This window comes from Salinicola acroporae, assembly GCF_003206615.1.
GTDB lineage: Bacteria > Pseudomonadota > Gammaproteobacteria > Pseudomonadales > Halomonadaceae > Salinicola > Salinicola acroporae.
Window position 1 is genome coordinate 110,063 of the sequence record NZ_PZJW01000007.1, and the last position, 17,860, is coordinate 127,922.

Annotated in this window: 16 protein-coding genes; 5 read left to right on the forward strand and 11 right to left on the reverse strand. The window is 63.2% G+C overall.

Annotated elements, in window-relative coordinates:
- The first annotated feature begins 38 nt into the window (after positions 1 to 38).
- Positions 39 to 986, forward strand: a complete 948-nt coding sequence (locus tag DOM54_RS13275) for a LysR substrate-binding domain-containing protein (protein ID WP_110716802.1) — start codon at positions 39 to 41, stop codon at positions 984 to 986.
- Between the two features lie 19 nt (positions 987 to 1,005).
- Here DOM54_RS13275 and DOM54_RS13280 read toward each other — a convergent pair whose 3' ends face one another.
- The 6 genes from DOM54_RS13280 to DOM54_RS13305 all read right to left on the reverse strand — a co-directional run bounded on the left by DOM54_RS13280 (position 1,006) and on the right by DOM54_RS13305 (position 7,322).
- Complete coding sequence (locus DOM54_RS13280; protein ID WP_110716803.1) at positions 1,006 to 2,193, reverse strand: CaiB/BaiF CoA transferase family protein; 1,188 nt, start codon at positions 2,191 to 2,193, stop codon at positions 1,006 to 1,008.
- A gap of 141 nt (positions 2,194 to 2,334) precedes the next feature.
- Positions 2,335 to 3,123, reverse strand: coding sequence for an enoyl-CoA hydratase/isomerase family protein (locus tag DOM54_RS13285; RefSeq protein WP_110716804.1), 789 nt, complete (start codon positions 3,121 to 3,123; stop codon positions 2,335 to 2,337).
- Between the two features lie 34 nt (positions 3,124 to 3,157).
- A complete protein-coding gene (locus DOM54_RS13290; RefSeq protein ID WP_206019103.1) occupies positions 3,158 to 4,444 on the reverse strand; it encodes a TRAP transporter large permease in 1,287 nt (428 codons plus the stop codon).
- A complete protein-coding gene (locus DOM54_RS13295) occupies positions 4,441 to 5,004 on the reverse strand; it encodes a TRAP transporter small permease (protein WP_240613896.1) in 564 nt (187 codons plus the stop codon). The genes DOM54_RS13290 and DOM54_RS13295 overlap by 4 nt, the downstream gene beginning before the upstream one ends.
- A gap of 63 nt (positions 5,005 to 5,067) precedes the next feature.
- Positions 5,068 to 6,048: a TRAP transporter substrate-binding protein gene (locus tag DOM54_RS13300; protein WP_110716805.1), complete on the reverse strand. Its 981-nt coding sequence runs from the start codon at positions 6,046 to 6,048 to the stop codon at positions 5,068 to 5,070.
- 599 nt (positions 6,049 to 6,647) lie between these two features.
- A complete protein-coding gene (locus DOM54_RS13305; protein ID WP_110716806.1) occupies positions 6,648 to 7,322 on the reverse strand; it encodes a GntR family transcriptional regulator in 675 nt (224 codons plus the stop codon).
- Between the two features lie 104 nt (positions 7,323 to 7,426).
- On the opposite strand from DOM54_RS13305, the gene DOM54_RS13310 reads away from it, so the two are divergent.
- Both DOM54_RS13310 and DOM54_RS13315 read left to right on the forward strand, forming a co-directional pair.
- Positions 7,427 to 7,882 (forward strand): GlcG/HbpS family heme-binding protein, encoded by a 456-nt coding sequence (locus DOM54_RS13310; protein WP_110716807.1) that lies wholly within the window; start codon positions 7,427 to 7,429, stop codon positions 7,880 to 7,882.
- Between the two features lie 165 nt (positions 7,883 to 8,047).
- Positions 8,048 to 8,722, forward strand: a complete 675-nt coding sequence (locus DOM54_RS13315) for a hypothetical protein (protein WP_206019104.1) — start codon at positions 8,048 to 8,050, stop codon at positions 8,720 to 8,722.
- A 63-nt stretch (positions 8,723 to 8,785) separates the two neighbouring features.
- Here the strand turns inward: DOM54_RS13315 and DOM54_RS13320 are convergent, their stop codons facing one another.
- The 3 genes from DOM54_RS13320 to DOM54_RS13330 form a co-directional block, all read right to left on the reverse strand.
- Positions 8,786 to 9,451 (reverse strand): response regulator, encoded by a 666-nt coding sequence (locus DOM54_RS13320; RefSeq protein WP_110603058.1) that lies wholly within the window; start codon positions 9,449 to 9,451, stop codon positions 8,786 to 8,788.
- A 389-nt stretch (positions 9,452 to 9,840) separates the two neighbouring features.
- Positions 9,841 to 11,793, reverse strand: a complete 1,953-nt coding sequence (acs, locus tag DOM54_RS13325) for an acetate--CoA ligase (protein WP_110716808.1) — start codon at positions 11,791 to 11,793, stop codon at positions 9,841 to 9,843.
- Positions 11,794 to 12,024: 231 nt separating this feature from the next.
- Entirely contained in the window at positions 12,025 to 12,624 is a 600-nt protein-coding gene (locus DOM54_RS13330; protein ID WP_240613897.1) for a SprT family zinc-dependent metalloprotease, read from the reverse strand.
- A gap of 46 nt (positions 12,625 to 12,670) precedes the next feature.
- Here DOM54_RS13330 and DOM54_RS13335 point away from each other — a divergent pair, with 46 nt between their 5' ends.
- Positions 12,671 to 13,336 carry a YecA/YgfB family protein gene (locus tag DOM54_RS13335; RefSeq protein WP_110716809.1) on the forward strand — a complete coding sequence of 222 codons (666 nt, stop codon included), beginning with the start codon at positions 12,671 to 12,673 and terminating at the stop codon, positions 13,334 to 13,336.
- A gap of 12 nt (positions 13,337 to 13,348) precedes the next feature.
- Here the strand turns inward: DOM54_RS13335 and DOM54_RS13340 are convergent, their stop codons facing one another.
- Positions 13,349 to 14,473, reverse strand: coding sequence for a phospholipase D-like domain-containing protein (locus tag DOM54_RS13340; RefSeq protein WP_110716810.1), 1,125 nt, complete (start codon positions 14,471 to 14,473; stop codon positions 13,349 to 13,351).
- A 128-nt stretch (positions 14,474 to 14,601) separates the two neighbouring features.
- Between DOM54_RS13340 and plsB the strand changes: the two genes are divergently transcribed.
- Complete coding sequence (plsB, locus tag DOM54_RS13345; RefSeq protein WP_240613898.1) at positions 14,602 to 17,031, forward strand: glycerol-3-phosphate 1-O-acyltransferase PlsB; 2,430 nt, start codon at positions 14,602 to 14,604, stop codon at positions 17,029 to 17,031.
- 24 nt (positions 17,032 to 17,055) lie between these two features.
- Here plsB and DOM54_RS13350 read toward each other — a convergent pair whose 3' ends face one another.
- Entirely contained in the window at positions 17,056 to 17,856 is an 801-nt protein-coding gene (locus DOM54_RS13350; RefSeq protein WP_110716812.1) for an ABC transporter permease, read from the reverse strand.
- Between the last annotated feature and the right edge of the window lie 4 nt (positions 17,857 to 17,860).

Consider the following 17,860-nt stretch of genomic DNA (forward strand, 5'->3'; position numbering starts at 1 on the left):
TCGAATATATCTGCCCGGGGTTTTAGTCAGGCTAAATCATGACCCAGTCTCTCAACGCTCAGACCCACGCCTGGCTGAAGGTCTTTGCCGTCAGCGCCAGGCATCTCTCCTTCACCCGTGCGGCTGAGGAACTGCACGTGACCACCGGCGCGGTGAGCCAGCAGATCAAGCAGCTGGAGGAGCGCCTGGGATTCCGGCTGTTTCGACGCCTGCCGCGGCAGTTGGCGCTCACCGAGGAGGGTGAACGCCTGGCGGGCGCCGTGTCGCAGGCCTACGAAGCCGTCGGCCTGGAGGTCGACCGCCTGCGTGGCGGTGTCATGAGCGGCGTGCTGCGGCTACGCTGCCTGCCCTCGTTCCTGGCCAAGTGGCTGATGCCGAGGCTGCCGCGGCTGCAGGCCCGCTTCCCCGATATCGATCTGCACATCACCGCCGAGGACAGCAACCTCTCGCTGCTCGACGGTGGCTACGATCTGGCCATCGATCTCAACGACGGCCACTACCCCGGCCTTCAGACAACCGCCTTGATCGACGAAAAAATCTTTGCCGTCTGCTCACCGCAGTTGCTCAGGAGAAGGCCGCCACTCACGCATCCCGAGGCGCTGGGTTACTACCCCCTGCTGCACGACGTGACGGCCTGGCGTGGCAGCCACGATTATGCCGAGTGGGAACACTATCTGGGGGCGATCGGTGGCGACCGGGTCAATGTCCGGCGGGGGTACACGTTCAACCGCAACCAGCTGACCGTCGAAGCGGCGATCGCCGGCATGGGCGTGGCGATCGCCCGGCGCACGCTGATCGGCGATGAACTGGCCAGCGGCCGCCTGATCGCGCCATTCGCCGGCTCGGTCGCCACCGGCAAGCGCTACGGGCTGGTCTACCAGCAAGGCGCCCTGGACGACCGCCGGGTCCAGGCGGTTCACGATTGGCTGGAGGAGGAAGCGAGACGATCCCAGGAGACCGCCCCACTCACAGGCGCTGACGACTGACGGTGGCGCGAGCGCGGCGTCAGCGGACGACACCGCGCTCGCGCAGGGCGGCGAGACGCTCCCCTTCCACCCCCAGCGTGGCCAAGACCTCTTCGGTATGCTGCGCGAAGACCGGCGCCGGGCGTCGGATTTGGGGGGGCGTCGCCGACAGCTTGCTGGCGAAGCCAATGGTCTGCATGCGCCCGATCACGGGATGGTCTAGCTCCTGGACCATTCCCCGCTCCCGGTAGTGCGGATCATCCATCGCCTGGGCAAAGTCGTTGATCGGCCCCGCCGGCACCCCGGCTTCGTCGCATCGGCTCAACCAGTGCTGGGTGTCGGCCGTGCACATCAGCTCCTCCAGCAATGACTCCAGGACGTCGACGTTGCGACCGCGATCGCTGTTGGTGAGGAAGCGAGGATCCTCGGTCAAGTCGGGACGTGCCAGCACGTCGTGACAGAACCGCTCCCAGGTACGCTGGTTGGCGCACCCCAGCATCATGTAGCCGTCCCGGACCTTGACCGCCTGATAAGGCGCGGAAACACGGTGCCGCCACCCGGTCGGCTGCGGGACCCGCCCCTCCGCGAAGTAAGCAGCCGCTTCCCAGGTGAACCACGGCAGGCCGCACTCGGCGATCGCGACATCGACCAGTTGCCCTTCGCCGGTCTTCTGCTTGTGAATGTAGGCCGCCAGTATCGAGTAGATCGCGGTGATCCCGGCCCCGATGTCGTAGACCGCGACCCCGGTCTTCAGCGGCCGTCGCCCCGGCTCGCCGGTCATCGACATCAGTCCCGTCATCCCCTGGGCGACCAGGTCGAAGCCGCCCTTGCGCCGATAAGGCCCGGTCTGGCCGTAGCCGGATATCGAGCAGTAGACCAGGCCGGGATTGATCTCCTTGAGCGTGTCGTAGTCGATCTTCAGCGACTGGGTCACTCCGGGGCGATAATTCTCGACCACGACGTCCACTTCCTTCGCCAGCTGGTAGAACAGCGCCAGCCCGTCGGGCTCCTTGAGATTGAGCGAAATGCTGCGCTTGTTGCGATTGATCTGCGCGAAACAGGTGGACTCGTCATTGACGTAAGGGCCCATCTGACGGCTGTCGTCGCCGCCATTGGTCTTCTCCACCTTGATCACGTCCGCGCCCATGTCCCCCAGCACCATGGTGCAGTACGGGCCGGCCATGATCTGCGAGATGTCGAGTACTTTCATGCCTTCCAACGGTAACATGGCGATTCCCCCTAACGGCCTTCGAATGGCGAGCAGCACGGCTGCGACTGGCGTGACAGGTCGGGCGCGCACGTTCCCACCGCGGACGGGTTCGGCATCCGCGCTTGTCGGCGTGTGGGAACGGGGTGCCGGCGCTGGCGCCTAGCGGCCCTGCCAGGTGTATGGCGTCTTGTCGACGAAGCGCCTGACGGCACCGCGAAAGTCGTCGCTGGTATAGCAGAGCGCGATCAGGTCATCGGCGGCGTCATGCGCGGGTCGACGCTCCTCCAGGATTCGGTTGATGCAGCTCTTGGCGGCTCGCATCGTCAACGGCGCATGGCCGGAGAGCTTCTCGGCGAGCTTCTCGGCCGCCTCGTCCAGGGCTTCACTCCCGACGACGGCGTCGATCAGACCGATGGACGATGCCTCCTCGGTCTCGATCGTCTGCGCCAGCATCAGCACCCGCTTGGTGCGCGGTATGCCGATCAGGTCGACCAGCCTCGACACGTTGGTGATCGACATGCAGTTGCCCAGGGTCCTGGCGATGGGAATCCCGAACTTGAGGTTCTCGTTGGCATAACGGAAATCGCAGGCCAGGGCGATGGCCGCGCCGCCGCCGATGCAGTAGCCATCTAGCAGCGCCACCGTCGGCGTGGCGAGCTGTTCGAGGCCGCCGATCATGCGGTCGATCCGGCGCTCGTAGTCGATGCCATCCTCGGGCCCCTTGAACTCGGCGAACTGCTTGATATCGGTACCCGCGACGAAAGCTTCACCCCCCTCGCCGCGGAAGGCGATCAGCCTGACCTCTTCATCCTCGTCGAACCGCCGGCAGGCCTGATGCATGGTCTCGTACATGTGCCAGGTCATGGCATTGCGGGCCTCGGGCCGGTTGAAGCGGATCCAGCCGATCGCACCGCGCTTGTGACAGCGAATCGAATCCTCTCGGGTCATGGTGACGAGTCTCCAGCTTGGTCGGTTTCCGGTCTCAGCTGCCGTAGATCAGGTGCACCAGCAGCAGTGCGAAATCCGGGACGTAGGTGTTGAACAGCAGGACGACGAACAGCACACCCAGGAACCAGAGATTGGTTCGCGTCGTGCGCCAGATATCGGCCTTGGCGATGGAGCAAGACGCGATCAGTACGCTCGCCACCGGTGGGGTCTGCTGGCCGATGGCCAGGTTGAGGGTGACGATCAGGCCGAAGTGGAGCGGATCGATGCCCACCTGGATGATCAGTGGCAGCACGATCGGCACCACCAGGATGATCGCCGCCGCCGAGTGCAGGAAGATCCCCAGGATCAGGAAGATGATGTTGAGCAGCGCCAGGATCACGTACTTGTTGTCGGTCAGGCCGGCAATCGAGTGGGCCAGCTGTTGCGGCAGTTGGGACTCGGTGAGGTAGAGGCCCACCAGCGCGGAGCTGGCGACCAGCAGCATCACCACGGCGGTCTGGATGCCCGCATCCAGGCAGGACTTCCACAGCGTCTTCAACGAGAACTCGCGATAGACCACCGCACTGATGAAGATGGCGACCACCACCGCCAGCGCCGCCCCCTCGGTGGCAGTGACGATGCCACCGAAGATCCCACCGAGGATGATCACCGGGATCAGCAACGCCCAGATCGCTTCCTTGAACGACTTCCACACCCGGCTGGCCTGGAAGCGCCCTTCGGAAGGGAAGTTGTGCTTGCGTGCCAGGAAGTAGCAGACGACAGCCAGGCCCAGCGCCCCCAGCAATCCCGGGAAGATGCCGGCAACGAACATCTTGACCACCGACTCTCCCGACATCACCGCGTAGAGGATCATCGGGATCGAGGGCGGCAGGATGATCGCCAGACTCGCGGCGGAAGAGGAAATTGCCGCGGCGAACTCCTTGGAGTACCCCCGGTTCTTCATTGCCGGGATCAGCAGGCTGCCCAGGGCGGAAACGCCGGCGACCGCGGAGCCGGAAATCTCGGCGAAGAAGATCGAGGAGCCGATGGTGACCATGGCCAGGCCGCCCTTGACGAAACCGACCAGCGAGGCGGCGAAATCGATCAGGCGACGCGAGATACTCGACGCATTCATGATCGCCCCGGCCAGGATGAACAGGGGTATGGCAATCAACGGGAAGTTGGTCGCGCCCTCGAACATGGTCAGCCCGATGTTGGGCAGCGCGTAGACGCCGTAGCTGGAGTACACCGCCACGGCCCCCACCAGCCCGAGCGCGATGGCGATCGGCACGTTGAGCACGATCAACAGCAGCAGTCCTGCAAACATCAAAGCCAGAATCATCGTGTCGCACTCCCTGCGTCGGACTGACTTGCCATGTTCGGGCTCAGCCCCACCTCCTCCAGCTCATGATCGACGAAGCCTTCGCCACGCGCCTGACGGATGACTTCCGGCAGGCGCAGCAGCTCGGCGATGATGAACAGGATCGAGGCGATCGGCAGCGCCGACTGGGTGAACTGCAACGAGACGCTGGTCAGGCTGATCATGGTGGAGCCCGCCAGAATGTGGACGACCTGCCAACCGGTCACCGCCAGCAGCACGAAGAAGGCGATGGTCACCGTCTCCCCCATCAGCGCGACCGGTAGCCGCACCTTCGGCGGAAAGGCATTGACGATGCTGGGGCAGGCAATGTGCGCGCCTTTGGCCGCAGCCAGTGCCGCTCCGTAGTAGGTCAACCAGGCCAGGCTGATCGAGGCGGCCTCGTCGTACCAGGTGAAGGGCGATCCCACCAACCGCGAGAGGAAGCCGACGATGACGATGCCCGCCAGCATCAGCATGTTGATGACGACGATGACCTCGAGCAGGCGGCTGAAACCATCGCGCAGCGTATTCAGGGTTTTCACAGGCGGCTCCTTCGTCCGCCGCCCGACCACGCCCGATCTACCGGGCGCGGCCGGACGCGCGAGTTAACTGGCGGGTTGCAGTTCACGCACCTTGTCGAGCATTTCCTGACCGCCGTCGACGTCCTTGATGAACTTGTCGTAGACCGGCTTGGAGGCGTCGATGAAGGCCTGGCGATCGACCTCGTTGATCTGCAGGCCAGCATCACGCATCTTGGCGAGCGTCTCCTCGTCGAGTTTCGCCCCCTGCTCCAGCGCATAGGGTTCCATCTCCACGGCCGTCTCCTGGAGCACGTCACGGACATGCTGGGGCAACCGGTTCCAGCTCATGCCGGCGGTCACGAAGGCAGGGGTATAGATGTGATCGGACAGCGAAAGATACTTCTGCACTTCCTGCAGACGCGAGGCGTAGGTCTGGACCAGCGGGTTTTCCTGGCCATCCATTGCGCCCGTCTGCAAGGCGACGAACACCTCGGAAAGCGCCATGGGTGACGGGTTCGCACCGTAGCTCTTGAACATCTCGACCCGCCACACGCCCTGCGGCACGCGCAGTTTGATGCCGGAAAGATCAGCCGGCGTTTTGATCGGACGGACGTTGTTGGTGATCTGGCGGAAGCCGTTCTCCCAGACGCCGATGATGTGGTAACCGCGACTCTCGGCGACCGGGTAGAGCTGAGGCCTCACCACCTCGTCGCGGACCTTGGCCATATGGTCGCGATCGGCGATGAGATACGGCATCTCGAACAGCGCGAACTGCGGCGCCACGCTGCTCATCACGGTCGAGGGAAGCGCCAGATCGACGGTGCCCAACTTGAGTTTCTTCAATAGTTCGGAGTCGCCACCGAGCTGACTCGAGCCGTAGACAACCACCTTGGCCTCGCCCGCCAGCTTCTCATTGGCGCGTTTGGCATATTCCTGGGCGACATCGGCGAAGAGCGAATCCGGCTCGCCGACATGAGCGAACTTGATCTGGATTTCCTGAGCGCTGGCGTGGCCGACCCCGGCCAACAGCGCGAGCGCTACCAGTCCAACCTTGAGACTTTTCATCACTGGCGTCCTTCTGTCTTTTTATATTGGCTCGCCTGAACGATGGACCGAGAAAGCGCCGTCCGACTCGTGGCAACGCTCGGCCGATACCCCGCAACGCGAGCACCTCGGGATCCCGCCATCGAATTATGAATTCATAATTCATTTGCAACCAATCCAACATTTGTCTATTGGCGTAAAGTCTCACCATCGGGGTGGGCCCAGCCGTCGGGAGTCACGGACATGCCGTGTAGTCACCAATGCCATGAACTCCGCTCGAGTGATCGTCATGAACGACGCCGACACTCGCGACGACCCCGTTCGACTCATCGACCCGCGGTCGGGGCTGGGGTCGGAGTGGGAGCCGGAGTCGGGAGATGACCAACAGAAGCAGAAAAGCGGACCGACAAGAATCGGATGCGCCCCACCCAAGGCTCGGGAGAGACCTCGACGGGCGCCAGCACTAGCGCGAGGTGAAAGCCGACCGAAGGTGGGAATGGGCCGGCGTCGGTGACGGTTCACGCGGTCTCGGCGAACCGCGGGAGCGAGCGGTTGCCGCCGGCTTTCAGTGCCGGCCTACCGGGGCGCCGGCAACTGTTGCGCCCCGATTGAGGTGGAACTCAGCAGGGATCGGTGCGATCGTCGTCGATCACGCCGCTCGCCGCCGCCACCACCAGCTTGTGACGCAGGTGCTCCCTGAGAATGGTGCCCAGGCGCTCGCCGTCACGGTCCAGCAAGCAGTCGATCATGGCCTCGTGGTCGGCCACGGCCTGCTTCCAGTACTCATCGGTCATGTTGGTGGCGTATCGCACACGCTGAATTCGATAGTTCAAGCTGGCATGAGTCTCCCGGAGCACCTCGTTTCGAGACGCCAGCATGATCGCGTCGTGAATCCTCTGGTTGAACTCGAAATAGGGACGAATTTCCCTGCGCTTGTAGTGCGCCATCATCTGGTAATGCAGCGCCTGAATATCGGCGACCTCCGCTTCGGATATGTAGCGGCAGGCCAGCTCTCCGGACAACCCCTCCAGGGCCCCCATCACGCTGTAGGTCTCTTCCAGCATCTGTCGGGTCAACCGCACCACTCGGGCGCCGCGGTTGGGCAGGAGTTCGACCATGCCCTCGGACGCCAGGACCTTCAGCGCTTCCCGGAGTGGCGTTCGGGAAATGCCGAACTGCTCGCATAATTTTTTCTCGGGAATGCGGGTGCCGGGAAGCAGTTGACCTTCATTGATCATGTCCCGGATACGGGCTGCCGCCTCGCCGTATAACGTACTCTGCTGAATCTTGATCATGGGGCGCTCATGACGGGTTCGTTTTCCCTATTCTCCCAATGGCGCATGGATAGCGCCACCCGAAATGAATTATGAATACAAAACAGAAAAAGGAGAACGATGGAATGCGTAACGTCTACCCGACTCACCAGACCCTGTCGCTGGCCCAGGCTCGCCGCATCATCGACGCCGCTCTGGCCCATGCCGAGGCAGAGGCAATGAACCCCATTACCGTAACGGTCATGGATACCAGCGGACACCCGCTGAGCTGCGACAGAGCCGACGGCTGCGCCACGCTGCGCCTGGCGGTAGCGCACGGCAAGGCAAGGGCGGCGCTGGGCTACGGTATTTCCAGCGGAACCATCGGTCAGCGCAACGAGTCGCGTCCGGCGTTCCTGTCGGCCGTAGCGGCGGCCTCCCAAGGGGAATTCATTCCCGTTGCCGGGGGTGTACTGATTCTGGACTCGCAGGAGCGGGTCATCGGCGCGGTCGGCGTCAGCGGGGATAGCTCCGAGAATGACGAGAAGGCTGCCATCGCGGGCATCGAAGCCGCCGAACTGGGCGTGGGACTCGCCCCATAAGATTAAGAGAATCTTAAAAAACCGGTCAAACGCCGTTTCTTAAGAAACTTAAGCCTGATATTCTTAGTCGGCTATCAATTTTCGCAGGCGTGGAATATGACCGGGTTCTCTTTTGGCGCCGTTTCCGCGAGAGCGGGCGCTTACATCCTCTTTCTCGTGGGGCTCATGCAAGCGGTCCTGATGATCGATGCCAGGCATGTTGGAGCCCCCAACTTTAGCGAGACATCACTGACCGAACTGACCCAAGCGGTGCTGCTGCTGATCTGCCTCATCGCGATGGGGTACCTACGCTATCGCTACCGGGTGCTGCGCTCGATCAGCCTGCTGATGGGAGCGTTCTTCACGATATCTCTGATTCGCGAAAATGACCTGTGGCTGGATACCTACGTTTTCGACGGAGCTTGGGAGTGCCTGGTTGCACTGGTCGGGCTGCCGGCGATCTTCGCAACGATCCGTGCTCGGCACGACTTTCTCGAGGAGTTCGCGCAAGTCAGCAATAGCCTGGGCTTCGGACTGTTCGCGGGCGGTTTCCTGACCACCTACGTTTTCTCGCGTCTCTACGGGCGCAGCGAACTGTGGCACACCTTGATGGGCGAGCACTATCTGCGGATCGTCAAGGATGCGGCGGAAGAGATAACGGAGCTGACCGGCTATAGTCTGCTGCTGTTCGCGAGCATCGAACTGCTGCTGATGGGAAGGGCACTCTATCGAGCCCGGGTGATCCCCGCCGAACGATCACGAGTCACGATGGAGGGCGGCGAGACAGCACCTGCGATGGCAGCAACTTCCCATCCAATGCAGCCCACGTCCGCTAGCCCAGGCACGGGGAGTTCGCTATGAAACGAGAAAGCCGCCGATCCCTGGGGACGCGACGGCCTCGGAAAGCCCCGGAAGACAAGGGTCTCAGTTGTCGGTCACCTTGGGCGGTTCGATCTCCAACTTCTGGGCGGCGATGACGGCCTGAGTCCGAGAGTGGACCCCCAGCTTGCGCAATATCGCGGTCACGTGTGCCTTGATGGTCGCCTCCGACACGTTGAGCTCGTACGCGATCTGCTTGTTGAGCAGACCTTCCGTCAACATGTTGAGCACCCGAAACTGCTGCGGCGTCAGCGATGCGATCGCCTCGGCGAAGCGGGCATCTTCCTCGCTGCCCTCTCCCATGGCATCGGCCAGTTCCGGGGGCAACCAGACCTCGCCCTTGAGCACTTCGCCAATGGCTTCGGCAATGGTATCCAGCGAAGCGGACTTGGGAATGAAACCCGAGGCACCGTAGTCGATGGCGCGACGAACGACATCCACCTCTTCACTGCCCGATACCACGGTTACCGGGATATCCGGCATCTGACCGCGAAGTTGGATGAGCCCTGAAAATCCGTGAGCGCCGGGCATGTGCAGGTCAAGCAGGATCAAATCGGCATCGGGATGGCGAGTGACGACCTCCGTCGTCGCTTCCATGGTGTCCGCCTCGACGATTTCCGCTTGCGGCGACACCTGACGCAATGCCTGATTGAGCGCTGCCCGGAAGAGTGGGTGGTCATCGGCAACGATGAATTTCTGGGCAAAAGCCATTGATTCTCCTCCGGCGCTGTCGAGATATGTGGCGAGATAGCCGGTTCACTATCGCCATCTGGACAAAATAATCCAACTATCGATTAACGGCATGTTACCCCATGCGATCGTGGAATCCCAAGCCTCAAATCAACGCGGGAAAAATCCCGCGATAGTCGGTAGGTAGGAACGTGTCGAGCGGCTAAAAAAAAGTTCGGTCGTCCCGGAAAGCTGGCGCGCTTCCCTCCCTTCGGAGTGGCAGCAAAAGCACCGTGAGGAAAGCCTCTTTCAAGACGACCGAACGACAATCATCAGTCAAAATAAGCTGTCATGCCCCATATTAACTAGTCATATAGTTGTTACCTGGCTGACCGGAAAACCCATGCCCTTCTGGTCCCTGGCAGGTCGTCTCAGGAGCGAACATGGCGATTTTCGATCAGATCCTCCACCACCCCTGGATCGGCCAGCGTCGAAGTGTCGCCCAGGCCGTCGCACTCGTCCGCGGCGATCTTGCGCAGGATACGGCGCATGATCTTGCCGGAACGGGTCTTCGGTAGCCCCGGTGCCCACTGGATCACGTCGGGGGTGGCGATGGGACCGATATCCTTGCGCACCCACTGCTTGAGTTCCTGTTTCAATTCATCGCTGGGCTCGACGTCGTCGTTGAGCGTGACGTAGACATAGATGCCCTGCCCCTTGATGTCGTGCGGGTAACCGACCACGGCCGCCTCGGCCACATGTGGGTGCGCGACCAGCGAGGATTCGATCTCCGCCGTGCCCATGCGGTGGCCGGACACATTCAGAACGTCGTCGATGCGCCCGGTGATCCAGTAGTCGCCATCCTCGTCGCGACGGCAGCCATCACCGGTGAAGTAGACGCCTTCGTAGGTCGAGAAGTAGGTCTGCACGAAGCGGTCGTGGTTGTTCCAGATCGAGCGAGCCTGTCCGGGCCAGGAGTCGAGAATCACCAGATTGCCGTCGGTGGCGCCCTCCAGGCGCTTGCCATCGTTGTCGACCAAGGCCGGCTGAACGCCGAAGAACGGCTTGGTCGCGCACCCCGGCTTGAGATCGGTCGCGCCCGGCATCGGCGTGATCATGTGGCCGCCGGTCTCGGTCTGCCACCAGGTGTCCATGATCGGGCAACGAGCGTTGCCGACGACACGATAGAACCAGTCCCAGGCCTCCGGATTGATCGGCTCCCCGACCGAGCCGAGAATCCGCAGCGAGTCGCGCCGGCTGTCGTCCATGATATGTTCGCCATGCGCCATCAGCGATCGAATCGCGGTCGGCGACGTGTAAAGGATCGAGACATTGTGCTTGTCCACGATCTGGCCGATGCGCCCATGGGACGGATACGTCGGCACGCCCTCGAACATCAGCGTGGTGGCACCGTTGGCCAGCGGTCCATAGACGATATAGCTGTGCCCGGTGATCCAGCCGACATCGGCGGCGCACCAGTAGACCTCGCCCTCGTGGTAATCGAAAACCGTGCGATGGGTCAGTGCGGCATAGAGGAGATAACCGCCTGAAGTGTGCTTCAACCCTTTTGGCGTTCCCGTCGAGCCCGAGGTGTAGAGGATGAACAACGGGTCCTCGGCGTTCATCGTCTCGGCGGGACAATCGGTGGACTGCTGATCGACGACATCGTCGAACCAACGATCACGACCTTCGTGCCATTCGATGTCACCGCCAGTGCGCCGGACGACCAGCACCGACTCGACCACATCGGTACCCTCCCGAGTCAACGCCGCGTCGACATTGTCCTTGAGCGGCACCTGCTTGCCACCGCGTACCGACTCGTCGGCGGTGATCACGACGCGAGACTGGGAGTCGACGATGCGTCCCGCCAGTGCGTCCGGGGAGAACCCGCCGAACACCACCGAATGCACCGCACCGATCCGGGCACACGCCAGCATCGCCATCGCCGCTTCCGGTACCATCGGCATGTACAGCGTGACCGTGTCTCCCCTGTTGATGCCCAGGGACTTGAGACCATTGGCGAGCTGCGACACGCGCTGATGCAGCTCGCGATAGGAGAGGGTCTTGTGATCTTCGGGGTCGTCGCCTTCCCAGATGATCGCCGGCTGATCGCCACGGGAATCCAGATGACGATCGAGGCAGTTGTAGGCGACATTGAGCTCGCCATCCTCGAACCAGCGGATATCGACGTTATTGGAGGCGAACGACGTATTCTTGATGGTGGCAGGCTTCTTGCTCCAGCTCAGGCTGTCGGCCTGTTCCCGCCAGAACCCTTCGGGATCTTCCACCGATTGGCGATAGAGCTTCTGGTAACGATCGCGATCGATCCAGGCATCGGCTGCCAAGCGCTCATCGACAGGATATATGCGCTGCTGTTCGCTCATGCTCCAACCCCCCTTCGTTCGAACCCATTCGACGATGAAAGCCTAGTCGACTCAATGTGATAGACCCTCGCCTGCGCGGTCAGTCAGCATATAACGGCGGCACCGGCCACCCCCTATTAGACCTTCGTATCACCGAGTTTCGACCAACTTGCGACATCGCGCCAATCCCGCCGGCATGGCGATGGGAGGAGATGGGTGGGGTAGTTGTCGCCAGACCGGACAACGGACGCGCTACTCGGGCGGTTCCCGGTGGACGAAGCTCAGCGGCGCTCGGCAGTGACGGCAGCGATAGCGGGTGCCTTTCAGTACCTGCGAATGGCGACGACCGGTAAAGCGGTGCACTGTCTCGCAACGGCAGCGGTAAAGATAGGGCGCGGGGCTGGCACGCGCCACGTCGAAGCGATGGGTAACGACTGGCGCCAGACCGTAGAGATTCCGCATCACCGTCTTCCACTCGTGCCCGTGGGGGCGGGCCTGCCTCCCCTCCTCGAGATGGAACACCAGCCAGTGGGCCATCTCGTGAGGCACAATCTCATCGATGAAAGCCTGCCGATTCTCCTGTAGCAGCGTCCGGTTGAAGCGTAGCCCACCACGCTGGTAATGGGCCTGCCCCGCGCTGCGTCCACGTAGATCGAACCAGATCCGAGGCCGGGGCAGCGCCGGGTGCACTTCCCGCGCCAGCTGCCAGGCCGCATCCGCTTGGCGCAAGAGCCGCCTTTCAAGCGCCGCCGTGTCGAGCGCAGCCAGCGCCTGGGCATCGCTTTCCCCGAGTGCGGGCGCGGGAGAGGAAGAACGCAGATTCGTCATGGGGTGATAGAATGCCGACGACATTCACGGGCGTCCAGCCCGCCAACGCCATCACGCCCCGGAGAGTGACATGCCCGAAGCCCAGGATGACGCCATCGACAGCCAGTCCCCCTTGGACGATGACGCCCTGGCCAGGCTCGACGATTACCTGGCCTCCGAACGCCTCGGCGAGGAAGCGCCCGACCTGATCGGTGTGCACGGCTATCTGATCGCGCTGGCGGTCTCTCCCGGCGAGATTCCCCCGGACATCTGGCTTGCCGAGCTGTTCGAGGGCGAACCGCCGTTCGCGCATGACGCCGAACGCGACGAGATTCGGGGCCTGCTCGAAGCGCTCAAGACCAACGCCGGCAGCATCATGGAGCGTGGCCACCGGATCGAATTGCCTTTCGATACGGAACTGGACGAGGAGGGGGAGATGGTCGCCGCCATCGAGGACTGGTCCGCGGGCTTCATGCAAGGCGTGTTCGTGGACGAGGCGGCATGGTTCTCTCAGGATGAAGCCCATGTGGCCGCCCTGCTGCTACCGTTCATGGCGCTGTCGGGGCTGTTCGACGACGAGCCCGAAATGGCGGAGATGGTGGCCGACGAAGCGCAGTTTTCCGCCCTTGCCGGGCAACTGGCCGAGCTGGCGCTCGATCTCTACCTGCATTTCCGGATCCCGGCGGAGCCGCCGAAAGGCAAGGGCATGGCCAGGACGAAGCGTGTCGGAAACCGCAAGCGCGGCGGCAAGCGCTGAGTTCGTCGAGGCCTATTTGAGACGCGTGACCCAGGCGTTGAGCGTTCCGAACAGCCACTCTTTCACCCGCTGCCACCATGGGCGCTGCGCCCAGCTCGCGGCATCGATGCGCCGGCTGGTGGCGAAGTTGCGTTCGAAAAGCTTGGCCACTTCAGTGGCAAACGCCGCGTTGTCGATCTCTTGATTGGCTTCGAGATTCCACTGGAGGCTCCAGTGGTCGAAATTGCACGAGCCCAGTGAAACCCAGTCGTCGATCACGCTGAACTTGGCATGAATGAAATTGGGCTGAAACTCATAAATCCTGACCCCCGCCTTGAGCAACCGGCCGTAGAATCGCTGACCGGCATAACGAACTCCGGGATGGTCGTGATGACCGCCGGCCAGCAGCAGGCGCACATCGATACCGCGCCGCGCCGCACGTGCCAGCGCGCGGCGAAGACTGAGCGTCGGCACGAAGTAGGGTGTGCACAGCCATAGCCGGCGGCGGGAGGTGCCGATCCGGCTCTGCAGCGAGACACGAATGGCCTGGTAGCGATGCCCTCGGCCCCAGATCGCTCGGCCGCGCATGCCGTCGGCCGACGGCTCGGGCGGCGGCAGGGCCTGCAGAGACGGTGCCAGGCGCGTTCTAGCCCCCTCCCCCCGGGTCAACGGCGAGTCCCAGACGTGGACGAACAGCCGCATCCAGTCCCCGACGACCGGCCCCTGGATGCGCACCGCGACCTCGTACCAGGCGTCGATGAACTCGTCGACGATCCCGAAACCTCCAGTAAAGGCGGTGTCGCCGTCAACGATCACGAGCTTGCGATGGTCGCGCATCAGATTGCCGCCCAGCCGCGTCACCGACAGCGGGTTGAAGAACCTCAGCTCGACGCCACCTTCCCGCAACCGCTGCCGGTCGCTGCGCGACAGCCCCATGCTTCCCACGCCGTCGAGCATCAGCCTGACCTCGACCCCGCGAGACACCGCCGCGACTAGCAGCTCGATGAAACGATCCGCGAGCGTTCCCGACTCCATCAAGTAGAGCTCGACCCACAAATGGTGGCGGGCGCCCTCGATAGCTTCCCGCATGGCCGGCCAGAAACGCTTACCTTCCGGCAGCAGTTCGAATCGATTGCCATCCTTCCATGTCGCTTGCATGAACCGCGCCTCCCTGGTTGCTGCCGATTGACGCACGTTTGGCGTTTCAGGGAAAGCCTGCCGATCCTGTCGTCGCTGCGCCGCGACGATATCGCTATACTCGGGGATTTGCGGGAGAAATGGCGCCGATGCAGGCATCCATGGGACTTCAACGGCTGTGGCACCGTCTGGCCAGCCGTCTGCTCGATCGCTGGCTCGCCTTTCGCCTGGTCGAGCCGGAATCATTCCGGCTCGACGCCACGTGCCCCACGCTCTACGTGATTGCCCGCACCGCCTTGACCGATGAGATCGCCATCGACCGGTTGAGCCGCGATCTCGATCTTCCCGACGCCGGCCAGTGGCATCAATTCGGCCATGTCTCGCTCCCCGGCTGCTTTGCCCTGCCCCGTCTGCGAGGCAGACTCGGCGCGATCCAGGGCCAGCACTCGACTCACCTGCAGCACCTGCTGGATGCGCTCGAGGCCGACACCACACTGGACGCGCAGCTGGTGCCGGTGAGCGTCTTCTGGAGTCGGGCGCCGGGCAAGGATTTCGGTTTCTGGAAGATGCTGGCCGCCGACGACTGGGCCTGGAGCGGGCGACTACGCCGCCTGCTGTCGGTGATCGTCAACGGCCGCCACCTGGAAGCGCACTTCGGCGAGCCGATCCGGCTGAGACCGTTGATCGACGACCCCGAGGTCACCTTGACCCAACGCAAGGTAGCCCGCGTGCTACGGGTCCACTTCAGGCGCATTCGCGCACGCGTGCTGGGTCCGGATATCTCCCACCACCGGACGCTGATGCGCGGGGTGGTCGACAGCCGTCCGGTACGGGAAGCCATTCAGGAGGCCGTCACGGCCGACCGCAGCACCCCGGCCCGCGAGCGGCGGCGAGCCGAGCGCTACGCGCGCGAGATCGCCTCCAACATGTCCTATCCGGTCATGCGCTTCCTCTACGAGTTGCTCAAGCGACTGTGGAACCGGCTCTACGAAGGCGTCGACGTGTACGGTCTGGACGCGGTCAAGGCGATAGCCGGCGAGCGGACACTGATCTACGTCCCCTGCCACCGCAGTCACATCGATTACCTGCTGCTCTCCTACGTGCTCTATCGGGAGGGGCTGATGCCGCCACACATCGCCGCCGGTCGCAATCTGGACATGCCGGTGATCGGCGCGCTGCTGCGTCGTGGCGGCGCCTTCTTTCTGCGCCGGAGCTTCAAGGACAACCGGCTCTACGCCGCGGTCTTCAACGAATACCTTCACCGCCTGATCGCGCGTGGTCATCCGGTGGAGTACTTCATCGAGGGCGGCCGCTCGCGCACCGGAAGAATGCTGTCGCCCCGCCCCGGCATGCTGGCCATGACGCTGCGCTCGTTCGCTCGCGACGCCATCCGGGATGTCGCCTTCGTGCCGGTTCACGTCGGTTACGAGCGCGTCCTGGAGAGCAATAGCTATCTACGCGAGCTGCGTGGCGGCCAGAAGAAGAAGGAGTCGCCCCTCGACCTGCTCCGCGTGCTGAAGCATCTGCGCGAGCCCCACGGACGGGTCACCGTCAGCGTTGGCGAACCACTGTCGCTGGCAGAGTTCCTGAACGAGACCGTTCCGGGCTGGCAGGACGATCCGGTTTCGGCGCGTCCGGCGTGGTTGAATCGCGCGGTGCCATTGCTGGGGAAAACGCTAGCCCGGCGGATCAACGACGCTGCCAGCCTGAATGCCGTCTCGCTGGTCGCCATGACCTTGCTGGCGACGCCCCATCACACCATCGAGTCCGATCTTCTGGCCCATCACATCGGCCTGCTGGTCAAGCTGCAGCGCAGCCTGCCCGGCAGCCGGCACTGCCAACTGCCGGCAGGCGAACCGGCCGACTGGATCGAGCATGTGGCGAGTCTGGGCTTCGTGACACGACAGCCACAGGCCCTGGGCGAACTGGTTACCGCACGCCCGGAACAAGCGACGCTGCTGACCTGGTATCGCAACAACGTCTTGCACCTGTTCATGCACCTGGGGCTGGTGGCGTTCGCCTTTCGCAACAACGCGGCCTTCACGCTGGACGATCTCGATGCGCTGCTGTCGCCGGCCTGGCCGCTGCTGGCCAACGAGCTCTATTTCGCCCCTCCGGTCGATCCACGCGAGCGTCTGAAGGCCACGCTCTCGGCGCTGACCGAGGAAGACCTGCTGCAAGTCACCGACAACGGCTGGCGCCGGCAGCCCGGCCACCTCGAATCCAGCGAGCACCTGAGGCTGCTGGGGCAACCGGTGCAACCCACCCTGGAGCGCGCTTACCTGTTGCTGGCCTCGCTGTTGCGCTACCCCAGCGGCGAATTGACCCGGCAGGCGCTCGAGGAGCACAGCCGTCAGTTGGCCGAGCGCCTGACACTGCTGTCGGGGCTCAACGCACCGGAGTTCTTCGACAAGCGACTTTTCAGCGGCATGCTGGAGACGCTCGAACAGCAGGATTGGCTACGCGTCGAGAACGAAAGACTGTTCTACGACGAGTCGTTGCGACTAACGCAGATGCGCAGTCGAGCCCTGTTCGACCCGGAGCTGCGCCATCGACTGGTCAGATTGACCCGTCAGTGAGCGACTTCCACCGTGCGAGCCGCTTCAGGCCATTCGCCTGGCGGCCTCGCGACGGCGCTTGAGCTCGTAGATCACCGCCAGGCCCACCGTGAACAGGATCATCACCAGCGCCAGTGCATTGACCGCCGGGGTCAGGCCGGTGCGGACCTTGGAGGCGATGTAGACGGTCAGCGTGGTGTCATAGCCGGCAACGAAGAGCGTGGTGTTGTAGTTCTCCAGCGACTGGAGAAATGCCAAGACCGCCGCCGACAGGATGGCCGGCCTGAGGTATGGCAGCAGGATGCGGCGGAACACCTGCCACTGGCTGGCCCCGAGATCCATCGCCGCGCGCTCGAGCGTGCGATCGAAGCGCTGCAGTCTGGCCGCCACCATCAGCATGACATAGGCCGCGATGAATGCGCTCTGAGCAATGATGGTCAAAACGATGCCCCCGTTCACCCCCCAGTCACGCCAGAAAATCAGCGTCGATATACCGATGATCACGCCCGGCGTCAGCAGTGGCGACAGGATCAGCGCGTAGATGAAGGACTTGCCACGACCCTCCACCGTGGTCAGGAAAAGTGCGCTGGCCACGCCGATGGGCAGGGCCAGACACAGCACCCCCACGGCGACCAGCAGGCTGTTGGCCAGCGAATCCCACATCCCTCCGTCGGCCCACAGCGCCGAGAACCAGCGCAGGGTCGTTCCGGTCCAGGGCGTGACGGTGGGGAAGCGGCTCTCGTTGAACGTCGCAGCCGCCATGATCAACAACGGCAGGAAGAGGTAGGCGAAGAAGACCGCCAGATAGGCCTTGAGCGCCCAGGAGAAGAATCGCGAAGAGCTCATTCAG

What these genes read in the sequence shown, in the direction of transcription:
- DOM54_RS13275 (WP_110716802.1), top strand. Translation starts at nt 39, where the DNA reads ATGACCCAGTCTCTCAACGCTCAGACCCACGCCTGGCTGAAGGTCTTT.
- DOM54_RS13280 (WP_110716803.1), bottom strand. Translation starts at nt 2,193, where the DNA reads ATGTTACCGTTGGAAGGCATGAAAGTACTCGACATCTCGCAGATCATG.
- DOM54_RS13285 (WP_110716804.1), bottom strand. Translation starts at nt 3,123, where the DNA reads ATGACCCGAGAGGATTCGATTCGCTGTCACAAGCGCGGTGCGATCGGC.
- DOM54_RS13290 (WP_206019103.1), bottom strand. Translation starts at nt 4,444, where the DNA reads ATGATTCTGGCTTTGATGTTTGCAGGACTGCTGCTGTTGATCGTGCTC.
- DOM54_RS13300 (WP_110716805.1), bottom strand. Translation starts at nt 6,048, where the DNA reads ATGAAAAGTCTCAAGGTTGGACTGGTAGCGCTCGCGCTGTTGGCCGGG.
- DOM54_RS13305 (WP_110716806.1), bottom strand. Translation starts at nt 7,322, where the DNA reads ATGATCAAGATTCAGCAGAGTACGTTATACGGCGAGGCGGCAGCCCGT.
- DOM54_RS13310 (WP_110716807.1), top strand. Translation starts at nt 7,427, where the DNA reads ATGCGTAACGTCTACCCGACTCACCAGACCCTGTCGCTGGCCCAGGCT.
- DOM54_RS13315 (WP_206019104.1), top strand. Translation starts at nt 8,048, where the DNA reads ATGCAAGCGGTCCTGATGATCGATGCCAGGCATGTTGGAGCCCCCAAC.
- DOM54_RS13320 (WP_110603058.1), bottom strand. Translation starts at nt 9,451, where the DNA reads ATGGCTTTTGCCCAGAAATTCATCGTTGCCGATGACCACCCACTCTTC.
- acs (WP_110716808.1), bottom strand. Translation starts at nt 11,793, where the DNA reads ATGAGCGAACAGCAGCGCATATATCCTGTCGATGAGCGCTTGGCAGCC.
- DOM54_RS13330 (WP_240613897.1), bottom strand. Translation starts at nt 12,624, where the DNA reads ATGTCGTCGGCATTCTATCACCCCATGACGAATCTGCGTTCTTCCTCT.
- DOM54_RS13335 (WP_110716809.1), top strand. Translation starts at nt 12,671, where the DNA reads ATGCCCGAAGCCCAGGATGACGCCATCGACAGCCAGTCCCCCTTGGAC.
- DOM54_RS13340 (WP_110716810.1), bottom strand. Translation starts at nt 14,473, where the DNA reads ATGCAAGCGACATGGAAGGATGGCAATCGATTCGAACTGCTGCCGGAA.
- plsB (WP_240613898.1), top strand. Translation starts at nt 14,602, where the DNA reads ATGCAGGCATCCATGGGACTTCAACGGCTGTGGCACCGTCTGGCCAGC.
- DOM54_RS13350 (WP_110716812.1), bottom strand. Translation starts at nt 17,856, where the DNA reads ATGAGCTCTTCGCGATTCTTCTCCTGGGCGCTCAAGGCCTATCTGGCG.